Origin of the sequence: Streptomyces sp. NPDC028722 (assembly GCF_040637655.1) — a bacterium.
Taxonomy (GTDB): domain Bacteria; phylum Actinomycetota; class Actinomycetes; order Streptomycetales; family Streptomycetaceae; genus Streptomyces.
The window spans coordinates 216,344-243,147 of the sequence record NZ_JBEZWU010000008.1 but is presented as its reverse complement, the minus strand read 5'-3'; the positions used below and the strand labels follow the sequence as shown (position 1 = coordinate 243,147).

Annotated in this window: 9 protein-coding genes; 8 read left to right on the top strand and 1 reads right to left on the bottom strand. The window is 76.2% G+C overall.

Annotation, left to right across the window (positions count from 1 at the left end):
* Positions 1-13: 13 nt before the first annotated feature.
* The 8 genes from AB0F03_RS15770 (at position 14) to AB0F03_RS15735 (ending at position 26,178) form a co-directional block, all read left to right on the top strand.
* Positions 14-19,963 carry a non-ribosomal peptide synthase/polyketide synthase gene (locus tag AB0F03_RS15770; RefSeq protein ID WP_361991307.1) on the top strand — a complete coding sequence of 6,650 codons (19,950 nt, stop codon included), beginning with the start codon at positions 14-16 and terminating at the stop codon, positions 19,961-19,963.
* Between the two features lie 140 nt (positions 19,964-20,103).
* Complete coding sequence (locus AB0F03_RS15765; RefSeq protein WP_361991304.1) at positions 20,104-20,307, top strand: MbtH family NRPS accessory protein; 204 nt, start codon at positions 20,104-20,106, stop codon at positions 20,305-20,307.
* A 146-nt stretch (positions 20,308-20,453) separates the two neighbouring features.
* On the top strand, positions 20,454-21,314 hold the full coding sequence (locus AB0F03_RS15760) for a GNAT family N-acetyltransferase (protein ID WP_361991301.1): 861 nt from the start codon (positions 20,454-20,456) through the stop codon (positions 21,312-21,314).
* Positions 21,311-22,561, top strand: coding sequence for an MFS transporter (locus AB0F03_RS15755; protein ID WP_361991298.1), 1,251 nt, complete (start codon positions 21,311-21,313; stop codon positions 22,559-22,561). The genes AB0F03_RS15760 and AB0F03_RS15755 overlap by 4 nt, the downstream gene beginning before the upstream one ends.
* Positions 22,562-22,611: 50 nt before the next feature.
* Complete coding sequence (locus tag AB0F03_RS15750; protein ID WP_361991295.1) at positions 22,612-25,062, top strand: SpoIIE family protein phosphatase; 2,451 nt, start codon at positions 22,612-22,614, stop codon at positions 25,060-25,062.
* A gap of 85 nt (positions 25,063-25,147) precedes the next feature.
* Positions 25,148-25,414, top strand: a complete 267-nt coding sequence (locus AB0F03_RS15745) for a hypothetical protein (RefSeq protein WP_361991293.1) — start codon at positions 25,148-25,150, stop codon at positions 25,412-25,414.
* A gap of 90 nt (positions 25,415-25,504) precedes the next feature.
* Positions 25,505-25,870 carry a DUF6479 family protein gene (locus AB0F03_RS15740; protein ID WP_361991291.1) on the top strand — a complete coding sequence of 122 codons (366 nt, stop codon included), beginning with the start codon at positions 25,505-25,507 and terminating at the stop codon, positions 25,868-25,870.
* Positions 25,871-25,992: 122 nt separating this feature from the next.
* Entirely contained in the window at positions 25,993-26,178 is a 186-nt protein-coding gene (locus AB0F03_RS15735) for a hypothetical protein (protein WP_361991288.1), read from the top strand.
* Between the two features lie 36 nt (positions 26,179-26,214).
* On the opposite strand, the gene AB0F03_RS15730 is transcribed toward AB0F03_RS15735, so the two are convergent.
* Positions 26,215-26,799 carry a hydrolase gene (locus AB0F03_RS15730; RefSeq protein WP_361991285.1) on the bottom strand — a complete coding sequence of 195 codons (585 nt, stop codon included), beginning with the start codon at positions 26,797-26,799 and terminating at the stop codon, positions 26,215-26,217.
* Positions 26,800-26,804: the final 5 nt, after the last annotated feature.

Sequence of the window (26,804 nt, the reverse complement as noted above, 5' to 3'; positions counted from 1 at the left end):
GGAACCGACGACCATGACGTCTTCGACCCCGTCCAACCCCGACCACCGCCCCGCCTCCCCGGCGTCCGCCCGGCAGGACCGCGCCGAGGCCCTCCCCGCCGACCTGCGCGAGGCACTGCGCCGGCGCCTCGCCGGACGGGCCGGGGCCGCCGCCCCGGGCACCCGGCAGGGCATCCCGCGCGCCGGCCGGGACCACCCGCTGCCCCTGTCCTTCGCCCAGCAGCGCCTGTGGTTCCTGGACCGCCTGCGCCCCGGCGACGCGCGCTACAACAGCGCGGTCGCGCTCCGCCTCACCGGCACCCCGGACCACGAGGCGCTGCGCGAGGCCCTGACCGCCGTGGTGGCCCGGCACGAGGCGCTGCGCACCACGTTCACGGAGACCGACGGCCGGCCCGCGCAGACCGTGCACCCGGCGGGCCCCGTGCCGCTGCCGGTCCGCGACACCGGCGACCTGGACGCGGACCTGCGGGCGGAGTACTCCCGCCCCTTCGACCTGCGGCAGGGCCCCCTGCTGCGGGCGCTGCTGCTGCGCGAGTCCGCCACTTCGCACGTGCTGCTGCTGACCGCCCATCACATCGTCACCGACGGCTGGTCGATGGGCCTGGTCCTGGACGAACTGTGCACGGCCTACGACGCCCTCGCCCGGGGCGCCGCACCGGACCTGCCCCCGGTGGCCACGCAGTACCCCGACTTCGCGGTGTGGCAGCGCGAGCAGCTCTCCGGGGCCCGCCTCGAAGAGCACCTCGCCCACTGGAAGGACCGGCTGACCGGCGCGGTCGCCCCGGAACTGCCCCTGGACCGGCCGCGGCGCGGCGAGGAGGCGGGCGCGGGCGCCGTCCACACCTTCACCGTCCCGGCCCGTCTCACGGCCCGGCTGCGCGACCTCGCCAGGGACCACCGCACCACCCTGCACACCACCCTGGTCGCCGCCACCCAGGCCCTGCTGGCCCGCTGGTCCGGCCAGGACGACATCACCGTCGGCTCCCTCACCCCCGGCCGGTCGCGCACCGACCTGGAACGCACCGTCGGCTTCTTCGTGAACACGGTCGTGCTGCGCACCGCGGTGGACCCCTCCGCCACCTTCCGCGACCTGCTCGCGCAGACGGCCGACACGGTCAACGGCGCCTTCGCGCACGGCGACACGCCGTTCGAGCGGATCGTCGAAGCGGTGGGCGCACCCCGTGAGGCGGGCCGCAACCCGCTGTTCGACGTGCTGGTCCTGCTGCACCCCGACCCGCCCGCCGCGACCGCCCCGCACGGCCTCGCCACCGAACCGGTCACCGTGCCCCGGCAGGCCGCCACCTTCGACCTGAGCGTGGAGTTCGTCCCGGACGGCGAGCACCTGACCGGCCTGCTGGAGTACCGCACCGACCTGTTCGACCCGGCCACCGCCGAGCGCATGACAAGACAGCTGCTGCGCCTCCTGGAGGGCGCCGCCGGCACGCCCGACAGCCCGCTGGGCAGCCTGCCCCTGCTGTCCGAGGAGGAGACCCGACAGGTCGTCCACGACTGGAACCCCGCCGCACCGACGGTCGACGACACCACCTACCCCGCCCTCTTCGAGCAGCGGGCCGCCCGCACCCCCGACGCCCTCGCCCTCGTCGCCGGCGCCGAACGGCTCGACTACGCCGCCCTCAACGCCCGCGCCAACCGGCTCGCCCACCACCTCATCGCCCTGGGCGCCGGCCCCGAACAGCTCGTCGCGCTGCGGCTGCCGCGCACCGCCGACATGATCGTGGCGATCCTCGCGACCTGGAAGTCCGGCGCCGGCTACCTGCCCCTGGACCCGGCCCTGCCCGAGGAACGCGTCCGGTACCTCCTCGACGACGCCCGCCCCGCCCTGGTCCTGGACGAGGCCACCCTGCGCGCGGTGCCCGCGACCGCCCCGGCCACCGACCCCACCGACGCCGACCGGCGCGCCCCGCTGGACCCCCGGAACACCGCCTACGTCATCTACACCTCCGGCTCCACCGGCCGTCCCAAGGGCGTCGCCGTCGCCCACCGCTCGGCCGTGCGCCTGCTGGCCGCCCACCGCGAGGGCTTCGTCGCCGACGCGGGCGGCGGCCCCCTGCGGGTGGCCCTCACCGCGTCCTTCTCCTTCGACACCTCCCTGGAGGGCGTGCTGCTGATGGCCGACGGCCACCCGCTGCACCTGGTCGACGAGGTGACCCGGATGGACCCGGCCGCCCTGGTCGAGTACGTGGTCGAACACCGCGTCGACTTCCTCGACGTCACCCCGTCCTACCTGCGGCAGCTGCTGCCCGCCGGACTGCTCACCGACCCCCGGCACCACCCCCGCGTCCTCATGCTCGGCGGCGAGGCCGTCGGCCCCGCCCTGTGGCGCGAGCTGGCCGCCCACCCGGACGTGCGGGCCCACAACTTCTACGGCCCCACCGAGTGCACGGTCGACGCGCTGTCCTGCCGTATCGACGGCGGCGACCGCCCGCTGGTGGGCCGCCCCCTGCCCGGCGTCCGCGCCTACGTCCTGGACGACCGCCTCCAGCCGGTACCGCCCGGCGTCGGCGGGGAGCTGTACCTCGCCGGCGCCCAGCTGGCCCGCGGTTACACCGGCCGCCCCGGGCTGACCGCGGCACGCTTCCCCGCCGACCCCTACGGCCCGCCCGGCACCCGCATGTACCGCACCGGCGACCTGGCCCGCTGGACCGCCGACGGCCGCCTCGACTACCTCGGCCGCGCCGACGACCAGGTCAAGGTGCGCGGCCACCGCATCGAGCCCGGGGAGATCGAGGCCGCCCTGCTGGCCCTGCCCGGGATCGGCGCCGCCGCGGTCGTCGCCGCACCCGACGCGCACGGCCACACCCGCCTCGCCGCCTACGTCGTCCCCGCGCCCGGCGCGCCCCGGCCCGCCCCCGCCGACCTGCGGGCGGCCCTGCGCCGCACCCTGCCGGACCCCCTGGTCCCGTCGTCCTTCACCCCGCTCGACGCGCTGCCGCTGACCACCAGCGGCAAGCTGGACCGCCGTGCGCTGCCCGTCCCCGCGCCCATCGAGGGGCAGCGCGAGTTCGCCGCCCCCCGCACCCCGGACGAGGAGACCCTGGCCGGCATCTGGGCCGAGGTGCTCGGCGTGCCCCGGGTCGGCGTCACGGACAACTTCTTCGAGCTGGGCGGCGACTCGATCCTCAGCATCCAGGCCGTCGCCCGCGCCCGCGCCGCGGGCCTGCGCATCGGTTCCCAGGACGTCTTCCGCCACCAGACGGTCGCCGACCTGGCCGCCGCCGCCTCCCACCGCACCGCCCCCCTGCCCGCGCCCCGGCGCCCGCACGAGGACGGGCCCGCCCCGCTCACCCCGGTCCAGGAGTGGTTCCTCGCCACCCACGGCCCGCTGCGGCACTTCAGCATGTCGATGCTGCTCGACCTCCCGCGCGACCTCGACCGGCCCGCCCTGGAACGGGCGCTGGAAGCCGTTGTGGCCCACCACCCGTCACTGCGCGCCCGGTTCACCCGCACCGCGCGGACCTGGCGGCAGCACCCCGGCACCGGCCCGGCCACCGCACTGCTGACCTGCCACGACCCCGCGACCCCGGCCGCCGAGGCCGCCGACGCCGCCCGCGCCGCCCTGGACCCGGCCACCGGCGCCCTGCTGCGCGCCGCCCTGCTGACCGGCGGCGAACGGCCTCAACTGTTCCTCACCGTCCACCACCTGGCGGTCGACAGCGTCTCCTGGCGGGTGCTGCTCGCCGACCTCGAACTGGCCTACCGGCAGGCCGCGGCGGGCGGGGAACCCCGGCTCGAACCCGAGCACACCCCGTCCGCCGACTGGGCGCGCCGGCTCACCGACCGGGTCCGCACCGGGGACCTGGACGACGACCTGGCGTACTGGACCGAGGAGGCCGCCCAGCCCCGCACCCCGCTGCCCGTGGACCTGCCCGGCACCCCGCTCGCCGGGTCCGTGCGCACCGTACGCACCCGCGTGGACCGCGCCACCACCGACGCGCTGCTGCGCCGCGTGCCGGGCGTGTACCGCACCCAGGTCAACGACGTGCTGCTGAGCGCGCTGGGCCGGGTCCTCGCCGACTGGACGGGCACCGACCGGGTGACCGTCGCCCTGGAGGGCCACGGACGCGAGGAGGACCTCGCCGAGGGCGCCGACCTGTCCCGCACGGTCGGCTGGTTCACCACCCAGTACCCGGTGACCCTCACCCCCGCGGACCCGGCCGACTGGGGCGCCACCCTCAAGGCCGTCAAGGAGCGGCTGCGGGCCGTACCCCGCCGCGGGCTGACCTACCAGGCGCTCGGCCACCTCGGCTCACCCCGGCCGGAGGCCCGCGCCCTCGGCGCGCTGCCGCTGCCCGCGGTCTGCTTCACCTACCACGGCCAGTGGGAGGCCGCCCCCGGAGGGGACTTCGCGCCCGCCGCCGACGTACCCGGCCGCGACGTGGACCCGGACCGGCCCCTGGACCACCTGCTGGACGTCTCCGCCGTGGTCTCCGACGGCGAGCTGGAGATCACCTGGCACTACAGCGACCAGGTGCACCGGGCCGGCACCGTCCAGCGGCTGGCCGACGGCATGGCGGGCGCCCTGGCGGCCATCGCCGAGCACTGCGCCCGCCCCGGCGCCGGCGGCCGCACGCCCTCCGACTTCCCGCTCGCCCGCCTGGACCAGGCCGGCGTGGACCGGCTCGCCGGCGACGGCCGGGACGTGGAGGACCTGCTGCCCCTCACCCCCCTCCAGGAGGGCATGCTCTTCCACCGGCTCGTCGGCGGACCGGACGACGTGTACGTCGACCAGGCCGCGCTGCTGCTGGAGGGCGTCAGCGACCCCGACGCCCTGGCCGTCGCCTGGCAGCGCGTCACCGACCGCACCCCCGCCCTGCGCACCCGCGTGGTCTGGGAGGACGTGCCGGTACCGCTCCAGGTCGTGCACCGCCGCGTCACCGTACCGGTGGAACGGTTCGACTGGCGGGAAACAGACGGGGCGGAGCGGGCCGACCGGCTCGCCCGGCTGCGCGCCGACGACCTCGCGCGCGGCATCGACCTCGACACCGCGCCCCTGATGCGGCTGACGCTCGTCCGGCTGCCCGACGCCCGGCTGCACCTGCTGTGGACCTCCCACCACCTGATCCTGGACGGCTGGAGCCTCGCCCAGGTGCTCACCGACGTGTTCGCGGAGTACGCGGCGCTCACCGCCGGCACCGAACCGCGGCCCCCGCTGCGGCGGCCGTTCGGCGACTACGTGCGCTGGCTGGCCGGCCAGGACACCGACGCCGCCCACGCGCACTGGCGGACCGTCCTCGACGGCTTCGCCACCCCCACCCCGCTGCCCGCCGACCGCGTCCGGCGCCCCGGGCACGAGACCCGCTCCGCCGATGTGCACACCGCCGGACTGTCCGAGGAGGTCTCCGCACGGCTGGCGCGCACCGCCCGGTCGGCCGGACTCACCCTCGGCACCGTGGTGCAGGGCGCCTGGGCGCTGCTGCTGTCCCGCTACAGCGCCGAACCGGACGTGCTGTTCGGCACCACCGTCTCCGGGCGCCCCGACGACCTGCCCGGCGTCGAGTCGATGGTGGGCATGTTCATCAACACCCTGCCCACCCGCGTCCGTATCGACGGCGGCCGTACCGCCACCGCCTGGCTCAGGGAACTCCAGGAGGCCCAGGCCGAGGCCCGGCGGTTCGCCGCGGTGTCCCTCGCCGAGCTGACCGGCCTGAGCGACGTACCCGCCGGCAGTCCGCTGTTCGACAGCATGGTCGCCTTCGAGAACTACCCCTTCGACGAGGCGGGCGCGGCCGGCTCCGGGATACGCCTGACGGACGTCTCCTCCCGGGATGCCACCAACTACCCCCTCGTCCTGCGGGCCTACCAGGGCGAACGGTTCGGCTTCGACCTCGCCTACGACCCCGGCCTGTTCGACGCCGCGACCGTCCGGGCGCTCGCCGGCCGGCTGTGCCGGCTGCTCACCGAGCTGGCCGACGACCCCGACCGCCCGCTGCGCGCCCTCGCCTGGACCACCGCCGGGGAACGGCACCGGCTGCTCACCGAGTGGAACGGCACCGCCGAGGGCCGGCCCGCCGAGACGCTGCCCGAACTCTTCGCGGCACAGGCCGCCCGCACCCCCCACGCCGAGGCCGTCGGCTGCGGTGACGACCGCCTCGACTACGCCACCCTGGACGCGCGGGCGAACCGCCTCGCCCACCGGCTCGCCGAACTGGGCGCCGGACCCGAGACGTTCGTGGCCCTCGCCCTGCCCCGCTCCACCGACCTCGTCGTGGCCGTCCTCGCCGTGCTCAAGGCCGGCGCCGCCTACCTGCCCGTCGACCCCGCACTGCCCGCCGAACGCGTCCGGGGCATCCTCGCCGACGCCCGGCCGGTGGCACTGGTCACCACCACCCGCACCGAGTCCGGGACCACCGTGCCCGTCCTGCTGCTCGACGACCCCGCCGTACGGGAGGACCTGGCCCGGCGCCCGGCCACCGGCCCGGCGGACCCGGCCCGCCGCCCGCTGCCCGACAGCCCCGCCTACGCCATCTACACCTCCGGCTCCACCGGCCGCCCCAAGGGCGTCGTCGTCCCGCACGCCAACGTGGTCCGGCTGTTCACCCGCACCCGGCAGTGGTTCGGCTTCGGACCCGAGGACGTGTGGACCCTGTTCCACTCCTACGCCTTCGACTTCTCGGTGTGGGAGCTGTGGGGCCCGCTGCTGCACGGCGGCCGGCTCGTCGTCGTCCCCGAGGACACCGCCCGCTCCCCGGAGGACTTCCTGCGGCTGCTCGCCGACGAACAGGTCACCGTCCTCAACCAGACCCCCTCCGCGTTCTACCCGCTGATCCGCGCGGACGCCGAACTCCCCGACACCGGCGACCGGCTGGCGCTGCGCACCGTCATATTCGGCGGCGAGGCGCTGGACGTCACCCGCCTCGCCGACTGGTACGCCCGCCACCCGGACACCGCGCCCCGCCTGGTCAACATGTACGGCATCACCGAGACCACCGTGCACGTCACCTACGCGCCCCTGGACCGCGACGCCGCCCGGGGCGGCACCGCGAGCCCCATCGGCACCGGCATCCCCGACCTGAGGGTCCACGTCCTCGACGACACCATGAACCCCGTACCGCCCGGCGCGGTGGGGGAGTTGTTCGTCGCCGGCGAAGGCCTGGCGCGCGGCTACCTGAACCGGCCCGGCCTCACCGCGGCCCGCTTCCCCGCCGACCCGTTCGGACGGCCCGGCACCCGCATGTACCGCACCGGGGACCGGGCCCGCCGGCGGGCCGACGGCACCCTGGAGTACCTGGGCCGCGCCGACCAGCAGGTCAAGATCCGCGGCTACCGCATCGAACCCGGCGAGATCGAGGCCGCCCTGCACACCCACCCGGGCGTGGGCGCGGCGGCCGTCGGCGTGTACGAGGACACCGCCGGGACACGCCGGCTGGTGGCCCACGTCGTCGGCACCGGCACCGGCGACCGCACCGTGCCGCCCCCCACCGCCGCGGAACTCCGCGCCCACCTGGAGCGGCTGCTGCCCGCGCACATGGTGCCCGCGGCCTACGTGCCGATGGCCGCTCTGCCACTCACCGTCAACGGCAAACTCGACCGGCGCGCCCTGCCCGCCCCCGGCCCCGACGGCTTCGCCGCCGACGCCGCCCGGACCGCGCCGCGCACCCCCGCCGAACGGCTCGTCGCCGCCGCGTGGACCGACGTCCTGGACACCGACGAGGTCGGCGCCGACGACGACTTCTTCGCCCTGGGCGGCGACTCCATCCTCGCCGTCCGCGTCACCTCCCGGCTGCGCGCCGCCTTCGGCACCGACGTCTCACCGAGGCTGCTGTTCACCCACCCCACGCTGTCCGCACTCGCGGCGGCGCTGGGCGACCCCGGGACCGGCAGCGACGCCGACGCCATCCCGGCCGCCGGCGCGGACGGCCCGGCCCCGCTGTCGTACGCCCAGCAACGGCTGTGGTTCCTCGACCGGTTCGAGCCGGGCAGCACCGAGTACACCACCCTGTCGGTGCTGCGCCTGCGCGGCCCGCTCGACACCGGCGCGCTGCGCACCGCCCTGGACGGTCTGGTCGCCCGGCACGGCACGCTGCGCACCACGTTCGCCGAACACGACGGACAGGCACGGCAGATCGTTCACCCGCCGCGGCCCGTCGACCTCCCCGTGGAGGACCTCGCGGACCCCGCCGCCCTGGACGCCCTCATCGAGCACGAGGCCGCCACCCCGTTCGACCTGGCCGCCGGACCGCTGCTGCGCGCCCGCCTGGCCAGGCTCGCCGCCGACGAGCACGTGCTCGTCCTCGCCGTGCACCACATCGCCACCGACGGCTGGTCCGTCGGCGTGCTCGGCCGGGACCTGGGCGAGCTGTACGCGGCGGCCCTGGACGGCCGCCGCCCCGCCCTGCCCGCCCTGCCGGTCCGCTACACCGACTACGCCGCCTGGCAGCGCGGACGCACCGGCCACGCCGAGGCCGACCTCGCGTACTGGCGCCGCGCCCTCGACGGCGTGACCCCGCTGGAAGTGCCCACCGACCGGCCCCGCCCGGCCGTCCGCACCCGCGACGGCGCCCTGGTGACCTTCACCCTGCCCGCCGCGCTGACCGGGCGGCTGCGCGAGCGCGGCCGGGAGGCCGACGCCACCCTCTACATGACCCTGGTGACGGCCTGCCAGGTGCTGCTCGCCCGCTGGGCCGGCCAGGAGGACGTCACCGTCGGCACCGTCACCGCCGGCCGTGAGCGGCCCGAACTGCACGACGTGGTCGGCATGTTCGTCAACACCCTCGTGCTGCGCGGCCGCGTCCGCCCCGACCTGCCCTTCCGGGAGCTGCTCGCCGAGGTGCGCGGCACCGTGCTGGAGGCGTTCGCCCACCAGGACGTCCCCTTCGAGCGGGTCGTGGACGCCCTCCAGCCCGAACGCGACACCAGCCGTACCCCGCTGTTCCAAGTGATGGTCGCGCTGCACAACCTGGGCGCCGAGACGCTCCGGCTGCCCGGCCTCACGGTGGAACCGGTGACCCCGCCGGTCCGCAACGCCACCTTCGACCTCGCCTTCGACTTCGTGGAGAGCGACGGCGGCCTCACCGGCTACCTGGAGTACAACACCGGGCTGTTCGACGCCGGCACCGCCGAGCGGCTCGCCGGCCGGCTGCGGATCCTGCTGGAGGCCGCCGCCGAGGACCCGGAGCGGGCCGTGGGCGCCCTGCCGCTGATGACCGACGACGAGCGGCAGCAGGTGCTCCGGTACGGCACGGGCGCCCGCCTGTCCGAGCCGGACACCACCTTCCCGGCCCTGTTCGAGGATCGGGCCGCCCGCACCCCGCACCACACTGCCCTGGTGACCCGGGACGCCACCTGGGACTTCGCCGGGCTCAACGAGCGGGCCAACCGGCTCGCCCACCACCTCATCGCCGGCGGCGCCGGCCCCGAGGACGTCGTCGCGGTACGGCTCCCGCGCACCTCAGAGCTGGTGGTGGCGGTGCTCGCGGTCCTCAAGGCGGGCGCCACCCTGGTCTGCCTCGACCCCGCGCTGCCGGAGGACCGCGTCGCGTTCCTCCTCGACGACGTCCGGCCGCACACCCTGCTCACCGGCCTCGGCACGGTGCCCTGGGACCGGCTGCCCGCCCACGACCCGGCCGACGCGGACCGCGTCCGGCCGCTGCTGCCCGGGCACACCGCCTACATCATCCACACCTCCGGCTCCACCGGCCGCCCCAAGGGCGTCGCCGTCGAGCACCGGCAGCTGGTCAACCTCTGCCACGACCACCGCGAGAACCTGCTCGCCCCGCACACCGCCGGCGGGCGGCGGCTGCGGGCCGCGCTCAGCGCCTCCTTCTCCTTCGACACCTCCTGGGAAGGACCGCTGCTCCTCGCCCTCGGCCACGAGGTCCACCTCGTCGACGAGGACGTACGCCTGGACCCGGAGGCGTTCTGCGCCCAGGTCGCCGCGCACCGCCTCGACCTGGTGAACGTCACCCCCTCCTTCCTGCGCGAACTCACCTCCGCCGGCCTGCTCGCCCCCGGCCGCCACCACCCGCGGCTGCTCCTCGTCGGCGGCGAGGCCGTCACCACGGCCACCTGGCAGGACCTCCTGCGCGCCGAACGTGAACTCGGCGTGGCCGTGTACAACATGTACGGGCCCACCGAATGCACCGTCGACGCCGTGTACGGCCGCTGCGCCGACCGGCCCGGCCGGCCGGTCCTCGGCCGTCCCGGCGGCAACCTGCGCGCCTACGTCCTCGACGGCGCGCTGCGCCCGGTGCCGCCCGGGACACCCGGGGAGCTGTACCTGGCCGGGGCGCAGGTGGCCCGCGGCTACCTGAACCGGCCCGGACTGACCGCCGCCCGCTTCCTCGCCGACCCGTTCGGCGGGCCGGGCGAGCGGATGTACCGCACCGGGGACCGGGCCCGCTGGGACCGGGACGGGCTGCTGGAGTTCCTGGGGCGCGTGGACGAACAGGTCAAGATCCGCGGGTTCCGCATCGAGCCCGGCGAGGTCGAGGCCGCCCTCCTCGCCCACCCCGACGTCACCGACGCGGCGGTGAGCGCGCGTGAACACGCCGGCCGTCTCATGCTGGTCGCCTATGTGGTGCCCGCCGTCGGCCGGACCCCCTCCGCCGACGCACTGCGGGTCGCCCTGCGCCGAACCCTGCCCGACCACATGGTGCCCGCCGCGTTCGTCACGCTCCCCGGCATCCCGCGCACCACCAGCGGCAAGACCGACCGGCGCGCCCTGCCCGCCCCGCCCGCGCAGCCCGACAGCGCCACCCCGTACACCGCCCCCCGGACCGCCACCGAGGAACGCCTCGCCGCGATCTGGGCCGAGGTCCTCGGCGTCGAACGGGTCGGCACCCAGGACAACTTCTTCGCGCTCGGCGGCGACTCCATCCTCAGCATCCAGATCGTCTCCCGCGCCCGGCAGGCCGGCCTCGCCCTCACCACCAAGGACGTCTTCCGCCACCAGACGGTCGCCGAACTCGCCCTGCGCACCGGCGAGTCGGCACCCCGCACGGCAACCGGCGAGGACGCCCCGGCCGAAGCGCCGCTCACTCCCATCCAGCACTGGTACCTGGACGGGCGCGAGACCGGGCAGAAGCTGCGTTTCACCATGACCCAGCGCCTCGAACTCGCCCCGGACACCGACCCCCTGGCACTGCGGCAGGCCGCCGACGCCCTCGTACGCCACCACGCGGCCCTGCGGACGCGGTTCCGCCGCACCGCCGACGGCTGGCGCCAGCAGGTGCTGGACGAGGCACCGGACGGCGTCTTCACCCGGCACGACCTGACCGGCCTGGACGACGGGGCGGCGGAGGCGGAGGCGCAGCGGCTCACGGACGAGGCGCAGGCCGCCCTCGACCCCGCCGAGGGCCGGGTCGTCCGCGTCCTGTTCCTCGACCTCGGCCCACGGCGAACGGGACAACTCGTCATCACCGCCCACCACCTGGTGATCGACGGCGTCTCCTGGCGCATCCTGCTGGCCGACCTGGAGACCGCCCACCGGGCCGCCGCGGCCGGGGACCCCGCCGTACTGCCCGCCCCCGGGACGTCCTACGGCCACTGGGCCGCCCGCCTCGACCGGCACACCCGCTCCGGCGGCCTGGACGCGGACCTCCCCTACTGGACCCGCGCCACCGCCGCCCCGGCCGGGCTGCCCGCCGGACGGCCCGGCGCCAACACCCACGGCACCGCCGCCACCGTCACCGTCACCCTGGACGCGGAGACCACCGACGCCCTGCTGCGGCAGGTCCCGGAGGTCTACCGCACCCAGGTCAACGACGTCCTCCTCAGCGCTCTCGGCCGCACCCTGGCCCGCTGGTGCGGGCGCGACACCGTACTGCTCGGCGTGGAGGGCCACGGCCGGGAGGACCTGTTCGAGGACGTCGACCTGTCGCGCACCGTGGGCTGGTTCACCGCCGAGTTCCCCCTCGCCCTGCGCGTCGACCCCGACGCCGGCTGGCACGACACCCTCCGCTCGGTCAAGGAGCAGTTGCGCGCCGTACCGCTGCACGGCCTGAGCCACGGCGCCCTGCGCCACCTCCGGCCCGACAGCCCGCTCACCTCCGCCCCGGCCCCCCGGGTCGGCTTCAACTACCACGGCCAGTGGGACGCCGGCGGCGCCACGGCCGACGGCCTGGTCCGCGGCTCCCTGCCCCCGGCCGGCCGGGACACCGACCCGGACGAGCCCCGCCCCTACCTCCTGGACATCACCGGGGTGGTCCAGCGCGGCCGCCTCGAACTGGGCTGGACCTACCCGGCGGAGATCTACGACCGGGCCACCGTCGCCCGGCTCGCCGAGGAGACCACCGCGGCCCTGCGCGACCTGGTGGCACACTGCGCCCGCCCCGGCGCGGGCGGCCGCACCCCCTCCGACTTCCCCCTCGCCCATCTCACCCAGGACCGGCTGGACCGGCTCGTCGGCGACGGCGGGCACGTCGAGGACGTCCTGCCGCTCACCCCGCTCCAGTCCGGCATGCTCTTCCACGGTCTCGTCGACACCGAGCACGCCTACTTCGACCGTACGGCCGTACGGCTGTCCGGCGTGGCCGACCCGGACGCCTTCGCCGCGGCCTGGCAGCAGGTCGCCGACCGCACCCCGGCCCTGCGCACGAGCGTCCACTGGCAGGGCCTGCCCCACCCCGTCCAGATCGTCCACCGCCACGCCGAGCTGCCCGTCACCCGCCTCGACTGGCGCACCCTGACCCCCGGACAGCGCGCCGAGGCGACCGGCCGGCTGCTCGCCGAGGACCGCGCGGCGGGCATGGACCTCACCACCGCACCGCTGACCCGCCTCACCCTGGCCGCACTGCCCGGCGACGAGGTGCTGCTGCTGTGGTCCACCCACCACATCGTCCTGGACGGCTGGAGCACCGGACAGCTGCTCACCGAGGTCTGCGCACGCTACGCCGAGCTGACCGGCGGCCCGCACACGCCACCCCCGGTACGGCGGCCCTTCGCGGACTTCCTGCACTGGCTGGGCGAGCAGGACGAGACGGCCGCCGAACGGCACTGGGCCGACGCCCTGGCCGGGTTCACCGCCCGCACCCCGCTGCCCTACGACCGCACGCCCGCCGAGGCCCACCGGGCCCGGTCCGCCGCGGCCGTCCACCACGAGCTGGACACCGGCGTCTCGCAACGGCTGCGGGAGACCGCCGCCCGCGCCGGGCTCACCGTCAACACCGTGGTGGAGGGCGCCTGGGCGCTGCTGCTGGCCCGGTACAGCGGACGGGACGACGTGGTGTTCGGCACCACCGTCTCCGGCCGCCCCGCCGAACTGCCCGGCGTCGAAGGCATGATCGGCATGTTCATCAACACGGTGCCGACCCGTGTCCGCGTCCCGTCCGGACCCGTACTGCCGTGGCTGCGCGACCTCCAGGAACGCCAGAGCGACGCCCGCCGCTTCGACTTCCTCGCCCTGCCCCGCATCCAGGCCGCCACCGCGATCCCCGCCGGGGAACCACTGTTCGACAGCATGGTGGTCTTCGAGAACTACCCCGTGGACGAGGAGGCCACGGCCCGCACCGGCGTCCGCGTCGAGGAGGTGCGCGCCGACGACGCCACCACCTTCCCCTGGTGCCTGCGCGCCCACCTGGCCGACCGGCTCGGCTTCGACCTCTCCTACGACCCCGCCCTGTTCGACGCCGGCACCGCCGAGCGCGCCGCGGAGCGGTTCGCCGCCCTGCTCACCACCCTCGCCGACGGGTCCGGCGCCGGCCTCGACGACCTCGACCTGCTCACCCCGGACGACCACGGCCTGCTGGCCGCCTGGAACACCACCGCCCGCCGCACCGCACCGCGCAGCCCGGTGGAGCTGTTCGCCGAGCAGGCCCGCCGCGCCCCGGACGCGACAGCGGTGTCCGACGGGGACCGCGCGGTGACCTACCGGGAACTCGCCGAGTGGTCCGGCGCCCTGTCCGCCCGGCTGCTCGCCGCCGGGCTGGCCCCCGAGGGCCGGGTGGCGCTGCTGATGGAGCGCTCCGCCGAACTCGTCGTCGCCCAGCTCGCGGTGCTCATGGCGGGCGGCGCCTACGTGCCCGTGGACACCCGCGCCCCCGAGGAGCGCCGCCGCACCCTCCTCGCCCAGGCGGGCGCGGCCGTCCGGCTCACCGCCGCCGAGGTGGCCGCCGCCCGCCCAGGGACCCCGGACGGGCGGACACCGGACGCCGGTCCCGGCCGGCCGGCGCACGCCACCGGCGCGGAGGAGCAGGCGCCGCCCGCCGATCCCGACCGGCTGGCGTACGTGATGTTCACCTCCGGCTCGACCGGCCGGCCCAAGGCGGTCGCCGTACGCCACCGTGACGTCGCGGCGCTCGCCACCGACAGCCGGTTCGCCGGCGGGGTGTCCGCCCGGGTGCTGCTGCACTCGCCGGTGGCCTTCGACGCGGCCACCTTCGAGGTGTGGGCGCCCCTCCTCAACGGCGGCTGCGTGGTCGTGGCCCCCGGCGACGGCGTGGACGCGGCCCTGATCCGTCGGCTGGCCGCCGGTGACGGGCTGAGCGCGCTGTGGCTGACCGCCGGCCTGTTCCGGCTGCTCGCCCAGGACGCGCCGGACTGCTTCCGCGGTCTCGGCCAGGTCTGGACCGGCGGCGACGTCGTCCCCGCCCAGGCCGTGCGCCGCGTCCTGGCCGCCTGCCCCGGACTGACCGTGGTGGACGGCTACGGGCCCACCGAGACCACCACCTTCGCGACCTCCTGCGCGCTCACGGACCCGGCGGCGGTGCCCGACACCGTCCCCGTCGGCCACCCCCTGGACGACATGCGCGTCCACGTCCTCGACGCCCGGCTGCGGCCCGTGCCGCCGGGCTGCGCGGGCGAGCTGTACGTGGCCGGAGAGGGCGTCGCCCGCGGCTACCTGGGCCGTCCCGGCGACACCGCAGCCCGCTTCCTCGCCGACCCCTGCGGCCCGCCCGGAGCCCGGATGTACCGCACGGGCGACCTGGCCCGGCGGCGGCCGGACGGCACCGTCGAATTCCTGGGCCGCGCCGACGACCAGGTCAAGATCCGCGGCTTCCGGGTGGAGCCCGGCGAGGTCGAGGCGGCGCTCGCCGCCCACCCCGGCGTCGTGGACGTGGCCGTGCTGGCCCGCGAGGACCGGCCGGGCGCGAGGCGGCTCGTCGCCTACGTCGTCGGCCCGGCCGGCGGGGACACCGAGGAGCTGCGGGCCTTCGCCGCCGGCGCCCTGCCCGAGTATCTCGTCCCCGGCGCCTTCGTCCCGCTCGACGCCCTCCCGCTGAGCGGCAACGGCAAGGTGGACCGGGCGGCCCTGCCCGCCCCGCGGGCCACGGCACAGGCCGGGCGGGTGGAGCCGCGCACCGAGGCCGAGCGCCGCACGGCGGACGTCTTCGGCGAGGTGCTGGGCATCGAACCGCCCGGCGCCGAGGACGACTTCTTCCGGCTCGGCGGCGACTCGATCCTGTCCATCCGGCTCGCCTCCCGCCTCGCCGAGGACTTCGACACCGACCTCACCCCCCGTGCGGTGTTCAGCCATCCCACCCCCGCCGGCCTGGCCCGGCTGCTCGGCAGCCGGCAGGGCAGCGGCCGGCCGGAGATCGTCCCGGCCGCCCGCGAGGGAGCGGCGCCGATGTCGTACGCCCAGCAACGCCTGTGGTTCCTGGAGGAGTTCGCGCCCGGCGGCGCCGAGTACGTGACCGCGCTCGCCCTGCGCCTGCACGGCACCCTGGACACCGGCGCCCTCCACGCGGCCCTCGGCGCCCTGGCGGCCCGCCACGAGTCGCTGCGCACCACCTTCGACAGCGTCGACGGACACGGCGTACAGCGCGTCCACCCGCCCCAGGACGTACCGCTGCCCGTGCGCGACCTGGCCCACCTCACCGACGGCGAACGGGAACCCGCGCTGCGGGCCCTGCTCGCCGAGGAGCGATCCCGCCCGTTCGACCTGCGTCAGGGACCGCTGCTGCGCGCCGGGCTGGTCCGGCTCGCCGACCACGACCACGTCCTCACCCTCACGCTGCACCACATCGTCACCGACGGCTGGTCCACCTCCGTCCTGCTCGGCGACCTCGCCCACCTCTACCGGGCACAACTGGGCGCCGTACAGGACGATCTGCCACCGCTGCCGGTGCAGTACGCCGACTACGCGCACTGGCAGCGCACGGCCGGTGCCGCCGGCGCGGACGGGCAGCTCGCCTACTGGAAGCAGCACCTGGCCGGCACCGCACCACTGGACCTGCCCACCGACCGGCCCCGGCCGCCGGTGCGCACCAGCGCCGGCGCCACCACCCCCCTGGTCGTGCCCGCCCGGACGGCCCGGCGGCTGACCGGGCTCGCCCGGGACCGGGGAACCACCCTGTTCACCACGCTCGTCGCCGCCGCCCAGGCCTATCTGGCCCGGCTCTCCGGCACCGACGACATCGCCGTCGGCACCGTCACCTCCGGCCGCGACCGGGCCGAGACCCAGGCCCTGGTCGGGTTCTTCGTCAACACCCTGGTGCTGCGCTCCCGTGCCGACGCCGGCCAGCCGTTCACCGCCTTCCTGGGCGCGGTCCGGCAGACCGTCCTCGACGCCTTCGCCCACCAGGACGTGCCCTTCGAGCGGGTCGTGGACGAGGTCCAGCCGGTCCGCGACACCAGCCGCAGTCCGCTCTTCCAGGTCATGGTCGTCCTACAGAACACCCCGGCGGCCGACCTCGACCTGCCCGGCCTGGACGTCACCGACGTCGAACCGGAGTCGGAGCAGGCCGCGTTCGACCTGACCCTGGAGTTCGCCGAGACCGGCTCCGGAGCCCTGCACGGCCTGCTCACCTACAACACCGACCTGTTCGACGCGGCCACCGCCGAACGGATGGCCGGCCAGCTCGGCACCCTGCTGGACGCCGTAGCCGAGAACCCCGACCGCCCGCTCGGCGCCCTGCCGCTGACCTCCGGCGACGAACTGAAGACCCTGCTGGACCAGGGCCGCGGCACCTTCCGCCCGGTGCCGGAGGCGACCCTGCCCGACCTGTTCGAACGGCAGGCGGCCCACACCCCGGACGCGGTGGCACTCGTGGACGGCGACCGCGAGCTGACCTACGCGGACGTCGACCGGGCGGCCAACCGGCTGGCCCACCGGCTGCTGCGGGACGGCGTCGGACCGGAGCGGGTCGTGGCCCTGGCGCTGCCCCGCTCCGCGGCGACGGTCGTGGCCCAGCTCGCCGTCGCCAAGGCCGGCGGTGCGTTCCTGCCCGTCGACCCCGACTACCCGCCGCAGCGACGGGAGTTCATGATCCGGGACGCGGGCGCCCACCTCGTCCTCGCCGACCCCGCCGAGGTGTGGACCGCGGACGGGCCACCGACCGCGCCCACGGACGCCGACCGCCCCACCGCGCTCGTCCCCGCGCACCCCGCCTACGTCATCTACACCTCGGGCTCCACCGGCACCCCCAAGGGCGTGGCGGTCACCCACCGGGGCCTGGCCGTCTTCGCCGCGTCCGCAGCCGAACAGTACGCGGCGGGCCCCGGCGACCGGGTGCTCCAGTTCGCCTCGCCCAGCTTCGACGCCTCCGTCCTGGAGCTGTGCGTCTCCCTGCTCAGCGGGGCCGCCCTGGTCACCGGCGAGGAGGGGCCGCTGGTCGGGGAACGGCTCGCGGAGGTGCTCGCCGAGCGGCACATCACCCACACGCTGATCCCGCCGGCCGCGCTGGCCACCGTGGCGCCGGAGACCGCCGCCGCCCTGCCCGGCCTGCGCACGCTGATCGTGGGCGCCGAGGCCTGCCCCGCCGACCTCGTGGAGACCTGGGCGCCCGGCCGCCGCATGATCAACTCCTACGGGCCCACCGAGGCCACGGTCGTCGCCACCTGGACCGGCTCGCTGACCCCCGGCACCGGCGCCCCGCCCATCGGCCGCCCCGCCGGCGGCACCCGCGTCCACGTCCTCGACGCCGCCCTGCGCCCCGTCCCGCCCGGCGTGACCGGCGAGCTGTACATCGCCGGCCCCGGACTGGCCCGCGGCTACCCGGGCCGGCCCGGACTCACCGCCCAGCGGTTCGTCGCCGACCCGTTCGGCGCGCCGGGGGAGCGGATGTACCGCACCGGGGACCTCGTCCGCTGGACCGCCGACGGCCTGCTCCGCTTCGCCGGACGCGCCGACGACCAGGTCAAACTGCGCGGCTTCCGCATCGAACCCGGCGAGATCGAGAGCGCGCTGCGCCGCAGCCCCCTGGTGCGGGACGCGGTCGTGACCGTACGCGAGGCCGACACGCCCGGCGCCCCCGCCCGGCTCGTGGCCTACGTCGTCCAGGCCGACCCGTCCGCCCCGCTGCCCCTCGGCGAGCTGCGGCTGCACCTGGGCGGGCTGCTGCCGCCGCACATGGTGCCGTCCGTCTTCGTGGCCCTCGACCGGCTGCCGCTCACCCCGAACGGCAAGACCGACCGGCGGGCCCTGCCCGCACCCGGGCCCGCCCGCGCCGGCGACGGACCGCGGACCGCGCCGCGCACCGAGACCGAACGCCGTGTCGCCCGGATCTGGGCCGACGTCCTGGGCATCGACGAGGTCGGCGCCGACGACAACTTCTTCGCGCTCGGCGGCGACTCCGTCCTGAGCATGCAGGTCGTCTCCCGGCTGCGCCGCGACGGCCTGCACATCGCCACCCGGGACCTGTTCACCCACCAGACCGTCGCCGAACTCGCCACCGTCGTCCGCAGCGCGCCCCAGCGGGCCGGGGAGGGCCCGGTGACCGGCGAGGTGCCGCTCACCCCGATCCAGCACTGGTTCCTGACCGGTCCGCGCGCCGCCCACCACCACTTCAACCAGTCGGCGCTGCTGGAACTCGACGGCACCCCCGACCCGCGGGCGCTGCGCGCCGCCCTCGACGCGCTGCTGGAACACCACGACGCCCTGCGCATGCGGTTCACCCGGGAGGCGGACGGCTGGCGGCAGTTCAACCCGCCGCCCGCCGGCGGCCACGACGTCCTCACCCGCCACGACCTCACCGGACTGTCCGCCGAGGACGCCGACGCGGCCATGGCGAAGACCGCCGACGAACTCCACGCGGGCTTCGACCTGGCCCAGGGCCCGCAGCTGCGCGCCGCGCTGTTCACCGGTGAGCCGGACCGGCCCGTCTTCCTCCTCCTCGTCGCCCACCACCTGGTCGTGGACGCCGTGTCCTGGCGCATCCTCCGCGACGACCTGGAGACCGCCTACCGGCAGGCGCTCCAGGGCGCCCCGGTCACGCTGGGGGAGCGCGGCACCAGCTTCCGCGCGTGGTCACGGGGACTCGCCGCGTTCGTCGCCGAGGGCGGTCTCGACCACGAACTGCCGCACTGGGAACAGGCGGTGCACGCCGAACCCGCCCCGGCGGACCCGACCCCGGCGGCCGAGCCGGGACCGGCGGCCGTGGTGAGCGTGGAACTCGGCGAGGAGGACACCGAGGCCCTGCTGCGCTCCGCGCCCACCGCCTACCGCACCCGGGTCAACGACGTCCTGCTCGCCGCCCTCGCCCTGGCGCTGGCCCGCTGGACCGGACACGACCGGGTCCGCCTGGATCTGGAGGGCCACGGCCGCGAGGACCTCCTCGACGGCGTCGACCTCTCCCGCACGGTCGGCTGGTTCACCACCGTCTACCCGGTCGCCCTCCACGTGTCCGAGCCCGGCGACCTCGGCCCGGACCGCGACTGGCGGTCCCTGGTGAAGTCGGTGCGCCGCCAGCTGCGGGCCGTGCCCGGCAACGGCATCGGCTTCGGCGCGCTGCGCACCTTCGGACCGCCCGACGTCCGCGAGCGCCTGGGTGGCAGCGCGCACAGCCAGGTGGTCTTCAACTACCTCGGCCAGTGGGACGCCCGCCCCGACACCGGGGACGGCGGCCTGGTCCGCGCCGAACACGGCTCGTTCGGGCAGGACCACGACCCCCGGGACCCCGGCTCGCACCTGCTGGAAGTCGTGGGCGCGGTCCAGCACGGCCGTCTCGCCTTCACCTGGCACCACCGGCCCGGCGTCCACGACACCGCGACCGTGCGCCGCGTGGCCGAGGACTTCGCCGAGGCCCTGCGCCGGCTCGCCCGGCACGCCAGGGGAGGCCGGTGACGATCCTCCGCCCCCGCGGGGCGCCGCGCCGGCGGACCGACCGGCACGGCCCCCGCTCACCCCGCGCCCCGACCCGTCCCCCCGCTCCCGCACGGCCCACCCGAACCGACCGCCCGACCCACACGACGAAGGAACCCGACATGGACGAGAACACCCGCTACCAGGTCCTGCGCAACGACGAGGAGCAGTACTCCCTCTGGCCCGCCGACATCGACGTCCCCGCCGGCTGGCAGCCCGTCGGCAAGGAGGGCACCGAGGCCGAGTGCACCGCCTACGTCGACGAGGTCTGGACCGACATGCGCCCGAAGAGCCTGCGCGAGCGCATGGAGAACGCCGGGGCCTGACCCGGCCGCGACACCGGCACGCCGGACCGGCCCCAGGGCCGGCCCGGCACCTCCCTCCCCCCGCCTCCCGCCGTCCCCTGTCGCCCGGCGCCCCACCGCCCTCGGCCCTCACGACACCGCACCGCACCACTCCCGAGGAGCCCGCCATGACCCCCGTCCTGCGCACCGAACGCCTGGAGTTCCTGCCGTACCGGCCCGAGCACGAGGACGTCTTCGTCAGCCTGCTGCGCGACGAGGAGGTGTGCCGCTGGATGGGCCAGGAGCTCGTCCCCGAACCGGAGATCCGCGCGCTGTTCCGCGCCATCCTCGACGAGGTCTATCCGCACCGCCGCTTCGACGTGTGGGGCCTGTGGCTGTCCGGCACGTACGTCGGTCACGCCGAGGTCAAGCGGACCGGCAACGTCGACGGCCACGAACTCGTCACCGCGCTGGCCCCCGGCTACTGGGGGCGCGGACTGGGCGGCGAGGTGGTGCGCGGCCTGCTCCGGCACGCCGCCGACAACCTGGGACTCACCGAGGCGTACGGCATGGTGGGCGCCGGGAACACCGCCAGCCTCACCATGTGCCGCCGCCTGGGCTTCCGGCACGTCCGGGACGTCGTCGCCGACGACGGCACCGTCACCAAGCTGCTCGTCATCCCGACGACGGCCGCCCCGGCCGCCCCGGGCACGGACGCGGGGACCGGGGCCCACACCCGCACCGGCACCGGCGCCCCGGCCGGCGCCCCGGCGGGCGCGGTGACCCTGGCCGTCCCCGCAGGCACCAGGACCGGCGCCCCGGCCGGCGCGGTCACTCCGGCCACTCCGACGGGCACCACGACCGGCGTCGCGGCGGGCGCCGTCGTCCCGGCCGCTCCCACGGGCACCGCGCCGCCCACGGTCGCCTCGGCATCCGTGGCCACCCCGGCTCTCCCGCCCACCGCGCCGGCCCCACCGGTCGCGCCGGCCGCACCCGCCCCACCCCTCACGGCTCCCCTGGAGCCCTCGGACGCCAAGGACCCCGTGTGACCCGGCCGCCGCTCACCGAGGGCGCCGCCGGGCGCGCGGACACCGGCCGGCCGCCCAGCCTGTGGCACAACCGCGACTTCAACCTGCTGTGGACCGGTCAGTGCCTGTCCGACCTGGGCGGTGCCATGGTGGACCTGGCCCTGCCCCTGCTGGTCCTCCAGTGGACCGGCTCCCCGGCGCAGGCCGGACTCGTCGGCACCGCCGGCCTCGTCACCACGATGGTGTGCCGGCTGCCGGCCGGTGTCCTCGCCGACCGCTACGACCGGCGCCGGCTCATGATCGTCTGCGATGTCCTGCGGATCGCCGTGTACGCCCTCCTCGGCTGCGCGGTCGTCACGGACACGGCCTCGCTGCCGCTGATCCTCGCGGCGGTCGTCGCGGGCGCCGCCGCCACCGCCGTCTTCAGCACCGCCGAGCACGCCGCGGTCCGCAACCTCGTCCGCACCGACCAGCTCACCACCGCCGTCGCCCGCAACGAGGCACGGACCTACGGCGTCTCACTGGCCGGCCCACCCCTGGGCGGCCTGCTGTTCGGGCTCGGCCGGGCGCTGCCCTTCCTCGGCAACGCGGTGAGCTTCCTGCTGTCGCTCGCGGCCGTCCTGTTCATCCGCCGGCCCCTCCAGCAGCCCCGGCAGGAGGCGCCCCCGGCCGCCGTCGCGTCGGCCACCCAGGGCATACGGTTCCTGCTGGGCCATCCGTTCCTGCGGGCCCTGCTGCTGATCGCCGCCCCGCTCAACATGGCCTTCACCGGCATGATCTTCGCGATGACCCTGTCGCTCCGGCGCGCCGGCCTGTCGCCGTTCCTCGTCGGCCTCGCCGGCACGATCTTCGCGCTGGGCGGGTTCCTCGGCGCCTTCGCCGCCCCCGCGCTCCAGCGGCGGCTGCGCCTGCCCGTCCTGATCACCCTGCTGTGCTGGGTGACCGCCGCGCTGATGACGGTCGGCACCCTGCTGGCCACCACCGTCTGGGCCGCCGTACCGCTGGCCGCCGCGGTGTTCCTCGGGCCCACCGCGAACGCCGCCCTCTTCGGACGCCAGGCCGCCGTCACCCCGGACCATCTCCAGGGCCGCGTCGTCGGCGGACTGCTGCTCGCCGCCGGCTCGGCCAGCGCCCTCGCCCCCGCCCTCGCCGGAGCCCTGCTGGCCCGGTGGGAGCCGGGGACGGCCCTGCTGGTCTTCCCGGCACTGGTGGCCGTCGCCGCGCTGACGGCCACCTTCAGCAAGGGCATCCGGACGACAACCGGCTGAGCGACGTCACCGGGGCTGCGCGGACGGCCGATACGCGCTGTAATGGCGAAGTGGTGAGTGAGGGTGCTGCGATCAGCGGAACCAGAACGGTGCCGGAGCGCGCCGGAGCCGCCCTCGCGTCGCTGCTGGCATCACCGGCCACCGCCGACCGGCTCCGCCGGGTCCTCGAACTGGCCCTCGTCTTCGCGGGGGCGTCCTTCGCCGGGGTGTACACGCCCGGCGGCGACGCCGCGCAGCTCTTCCTCGCCGAGTCGGCCGGCCTGCCCCGCACCCTCTACGGCCTCCGGGACAGCTACGCGGCCAGCGGCGCCTCCCCGGTCGCCGAAGTCCACCGCACCGGCCGGCCGCAGTGGCTCGGCCCCGCCGAACTGGCCGGCTGCCCCGACGCGCGCCGCACCCCGTCCCCCGACTTCTGCCTGGCCGCCCTGCCGCTCGGCCCGGCCGGCGGCGGCTGCCTGCTGGCCGTCGGCGAGCACCCCGGCGGCTTCGGCGACGACGAGCGGGCCTGTCTGGAGCTGATCGCCCACACGGTCGCCGTACCCGCACCGGACACCGCGTACGACACCGGCGAGCTGCCCGAGAACGCCTTCAGCCTGGCCATGGACACCGGCCGGGTGGAGGCCGGGGACGCGATCCTGCGGCTGTTCGCGATCCGCCGGGAGGAGTTCGACGGCCGCGTGGAGTCCCTGCTCGGCCGCACGGTGCCCGAGGACCTGCCCGCGCTGATGTCCGTCGTCGAGGCCGACCACATGGCCATCGGCGACCGCGAGCTGGAGTTCCGCATCCTCCAGCCCGCCGGGCCGCCCAGATGGCTGCGGCTGCGCGGCCGGCTGCTGCCCGGCGGCAGGGGCCGCCCCGCCCGGCTCGTCGGCACCGTCACCGACGCCTCCACGGAGCGTTCCGGCGTCACCGACGTGGCCCGTGTGCAGCGCCTGGCCGCCGCGCTGGCCACCGCCGGCACCGTCAAGGACGTCGGCCAGGCGGTCGTCGCCGCGCTGCGCAAACCGCTCCAGGCCGACCGGATCGCGCTCGCCGAACTGGAGAACGACCGGCTCGTGGTCACCGTTCTCGACCCGCCCCAGCCCGAGGCCTGGCCCGACGTGTGGCGCAGCGAGTGGCGCACGGAGTGGCCCGACGCGCCGGTGCGGGCCATGCCCACCCTGGCCGCCGCGCTGCGCGAGGGCCGCACCCGGATCTGGTCCGACGGCTCGGCGCTGGAACCGGCCCTCGCCGACGTGGGCCGCGGGGGCCTCGCCGTGCTGCCCCTGCCCGCCGCCGGCCGCATGGCCGGCGCCTGCCTGATCGGCTGGGACCGCCCGCACGACTTCGCCCCCGACGAACGCGCCCTGCTCACCGCCTGCGCCGCCCTGACCGGCCAGGCCCTGCTGCGCGCCCACGCCTTCGACGCCGAGCACGAACTCGTCGGCATGCTCCAGCGCAGCCTGCTGCCGCGCCGCCTGCCCCGGCTGCCCGGCGCGGTCGCCGTCGCCCGCTATCTGCCGACGACGGCGGGCCTGGAGGTCGGCGGCGACTGGTACGACGTGATCCCGCTCGCCGACAACCACGTCGCCCTGGTCATCGGGGACGTCCAGGGCCACAACGCGGGCGCCGCCACCCTGATGGGTCAGATGCGCACCGCGCTGCGCGCCTACGCCGTCGAGGGCCACACCCCGGACGTGGTCGTCGCCCACGCCAACCGGCTGCTGCTGGACATGGAGACCGACCTGTTCGCGACCTGCGCCTATGTCGACGTCGACGTCGAACAGGGCACCGCCTGGTGTGTACGCGCCGGTCACGTGCAACCCGTGCTGCGCCACCCGGACGGCACCACCGAGATCGTGCAGGCCGAGGGCGGCCCGCCGCTCGGCGTGCTCGGGCAGGCCGAGTTCCCGATGACCCCGCTCCGGCTGCAACCCGGCACGGTGATCGCGCTGACCACCGACGGCCTGGTGGAGTCCGCCGGCACCGACCTCGACGCCGGCATGGAACGCCTCGCCCGCGAACTGGCCGCCGCCGACCCCGCGCACCTCGGGCTGGTCGCCGACGCCCTGCTCACCGGCGCGCACCGCGGGGACGACGTGGCCCTGCTGCTGATGCGCTACGACGGCATGACCGTACGGCCGCTGCGGGAGAGCTGGACGGTGTGGCGGGTGCCGGAGGCGGTGCGGCACGCCCGCCGCTTCACCCGGCGCACCCTGCGGACCTGGAGCGTGCCCCGGGACACGGTCGACGCCGCCCTGCTGGTCGTCTCCGAGCTGGTCACCAACGCCCTGGTGCACACCGGCGGCCCGGTCCGGCTCGACCTCGGCCTGGTCAACAACCGGCTGCGGCTCGCCGTGGCCGACTCCTCGCCGCGCAGCCCCGTCAAACCGGCCAGCATCGGCTGGGAGGCCACCGGCGGCCGGGGCATCCTGCTGGTGGAGGCCGTGTCCGAGACCTGGGGCACGATCCCGGTCAGCGGCGGAAAACAGGTCTGGGCGGATCTGGTGCTCGACGGCTGACCCGGCGGCCGGGCAGCGGCGCCGGGGAGCCGTTCGGACAGGTTGGGGAGGCGCACCGCGCGACCCGTGCCTAGGGTCGGTTGGTGTGGCACACACCTTTGAAGAACTGGTGCAGAAGCAGCGCGCGGCCGACGCGGCCCGCGCCATGGTCGCGGAACTGCGGGACGCCTACGGCCCGCCGGCCGAACGGGGGATGACGGGCGTCCAGTCGGGCACCTACGAGACCGCCCTGCGCGCCTGGCGGGATCTGGCCCGCGACGTGCAGACCGCGGTCAGCGAGTACGCCAAGGAGACGGGCCGGCCGCGCCGCGACATCGAGGCCGAGGTCGAGCGGGCGGCGGAGAGTACCTGACCCCGCCGACAGGCGCGCGGTGGGCGGCGCCGGCCGGCTGACCGGCGCCGGTCCGCGCATCCCACGGGCCTCGCCGGGTACCCGCCGACCATGAACACTGCCATGTACGAAGCAGCCTCGGGCCCACAGGTCTTCGGGTACATCCTCATCCTCGTCGCCGGTGTCGCCGTGGTCGCGGGCATCATCTGGGCGTTCCGGCTGGGCTTCAAGGTGCGCGAGCGCGAGCCGGCGCCGCCGCGCCCCGACGAGCAGCCGAAGATGCCGCCGTCCGGGCCGGTCCACGAGACCCACGAGGTCCGCGAGCCCGACGAGGTGCCCCGCACGGAGGGCGGCGACCGGCTCACCCCCCACGAGCTGGGCAACTCCGGCACCCGGCGCGCCGACGACCAGAGCCGCTCGCGCTGGTCGTCCGGTTCCAGCGGGTCGTTCGGCGGCGGTGGCGGCGGCAGGACCTGAGGCGGAACCGGGCCCGCCCGTGTTTGCGGGCCCCCGGTCCGGGGACCCGGTCGGGCACGCAGCAAACCCGGGCCCGGCGGGTCCGGCCGACCGGTCCCGCGAGCGGCGGGACCCGAAAGAAGATGAACGCCGTGACCGCGCACACGAGTGAGCAACCGGCCATATCCGAGGCGGAGACGGGCCGGGCGAACGCCCCCCGCCGACGCGAGCGGGGGGTGCGCACCTGCCTCCCCGCCGTCGTGGACCGGGCTTCCGCCCGGCTGCCGGGCGCGGACACCGAGGACAACATCGTGCGCGGCGAGGACTGAACCCGTACCCGGCCCGCCCGCCCGGCGGGTCGGGTGTCAGGCGTGGGTCTTGCCGAGCAGTTCCAGGATCTCGGCGCTGGTGCCCCTCTCGCCGAGCCGCGGGAAGATCCGCTCGACGCTGTTCTCGTGCGCGCCCGCGTCGGCGTCGGCCATGGCGTCCGTGGCGAGGGTGACGTGGTAGCCGTGCGCGTAGGCGTCCCGGGCGGTGGACTCCACGCCGATGCTGGTGGCGATGCCGGCCAGCACGATCTGGGTGATGCCCCGGCGGCGCAGCTGGACGTCCAGGTCGGTGCCGTGGAAGGCGCTCCAGTTGTGCTTGGTGACCCGGATGTCCCCGGGGTGCCCGGACAGCTCGTCCACGATGAGGTCCCAGCCCTCGGGGAAGGCGAGGCCGCGCGGCTGGTGCTCGGTGCGGCCGGGCACGGCGTCGGCCCAGTCGGCCGCGAAGGAGACCCGGACCAGGACCACGGGCAGCCCGTGGGCGCGGAAGGCGTCGGCGAGCCCGGCCGTGCGGGAGACGACGTCCGCGCCCGGGTACGGCTGGGTGGGCATGGCCACGATGCCGTTCTGGAGGTCGATCGCGACCAGGGCGGTACGGGGGTCGAGCGTGGTGAGCGACATGGGTC

Coding starts and splice junctions, on each gene's coding strand:
- AB0F03_RS15760 (WP_361991301.1), top strand. CDS start 20,454: ATGACCCCCGTCCTGCGCACCGAACGCCTGGAGTTCCTGCCGTACCGG.
- AB0F03_RS15735 (WP_361991288.1), top strand. CDS start 25,993: ATGAACGCCGTGACCGCGCACACGAGTGAGCAACCGGCCATATCCGAG.
- AB0F03_RS15740 (WP_361991291.1), top strand. CDS start 25,505: ATGAACACTGCCATGTACGAAGCAGCCTCGGGCCCACAGGTCTTCGGG.
- AB0F03_RS15770 (WP_361991307.1), top strand. CDS start 14: ATGACGTCTTCGACCCCGTCCAACCCCGACCACCGCCCCGCCTCCCCG.
- AB0F03_RS15765 (WP_361991304.1), top strand. CDS start 20,104: ATGGACGAGAACACCCGCTACCAGGTCCTGCGCAACGACGAGGAGCAG.
- AB0F03_RS15730 (WP_361991285.1), bottom strand. CDS start 26,799: ATGTCGCTCACCACGCTCGACCCCCGTACCGCCCTGGTCGCGATCGAC.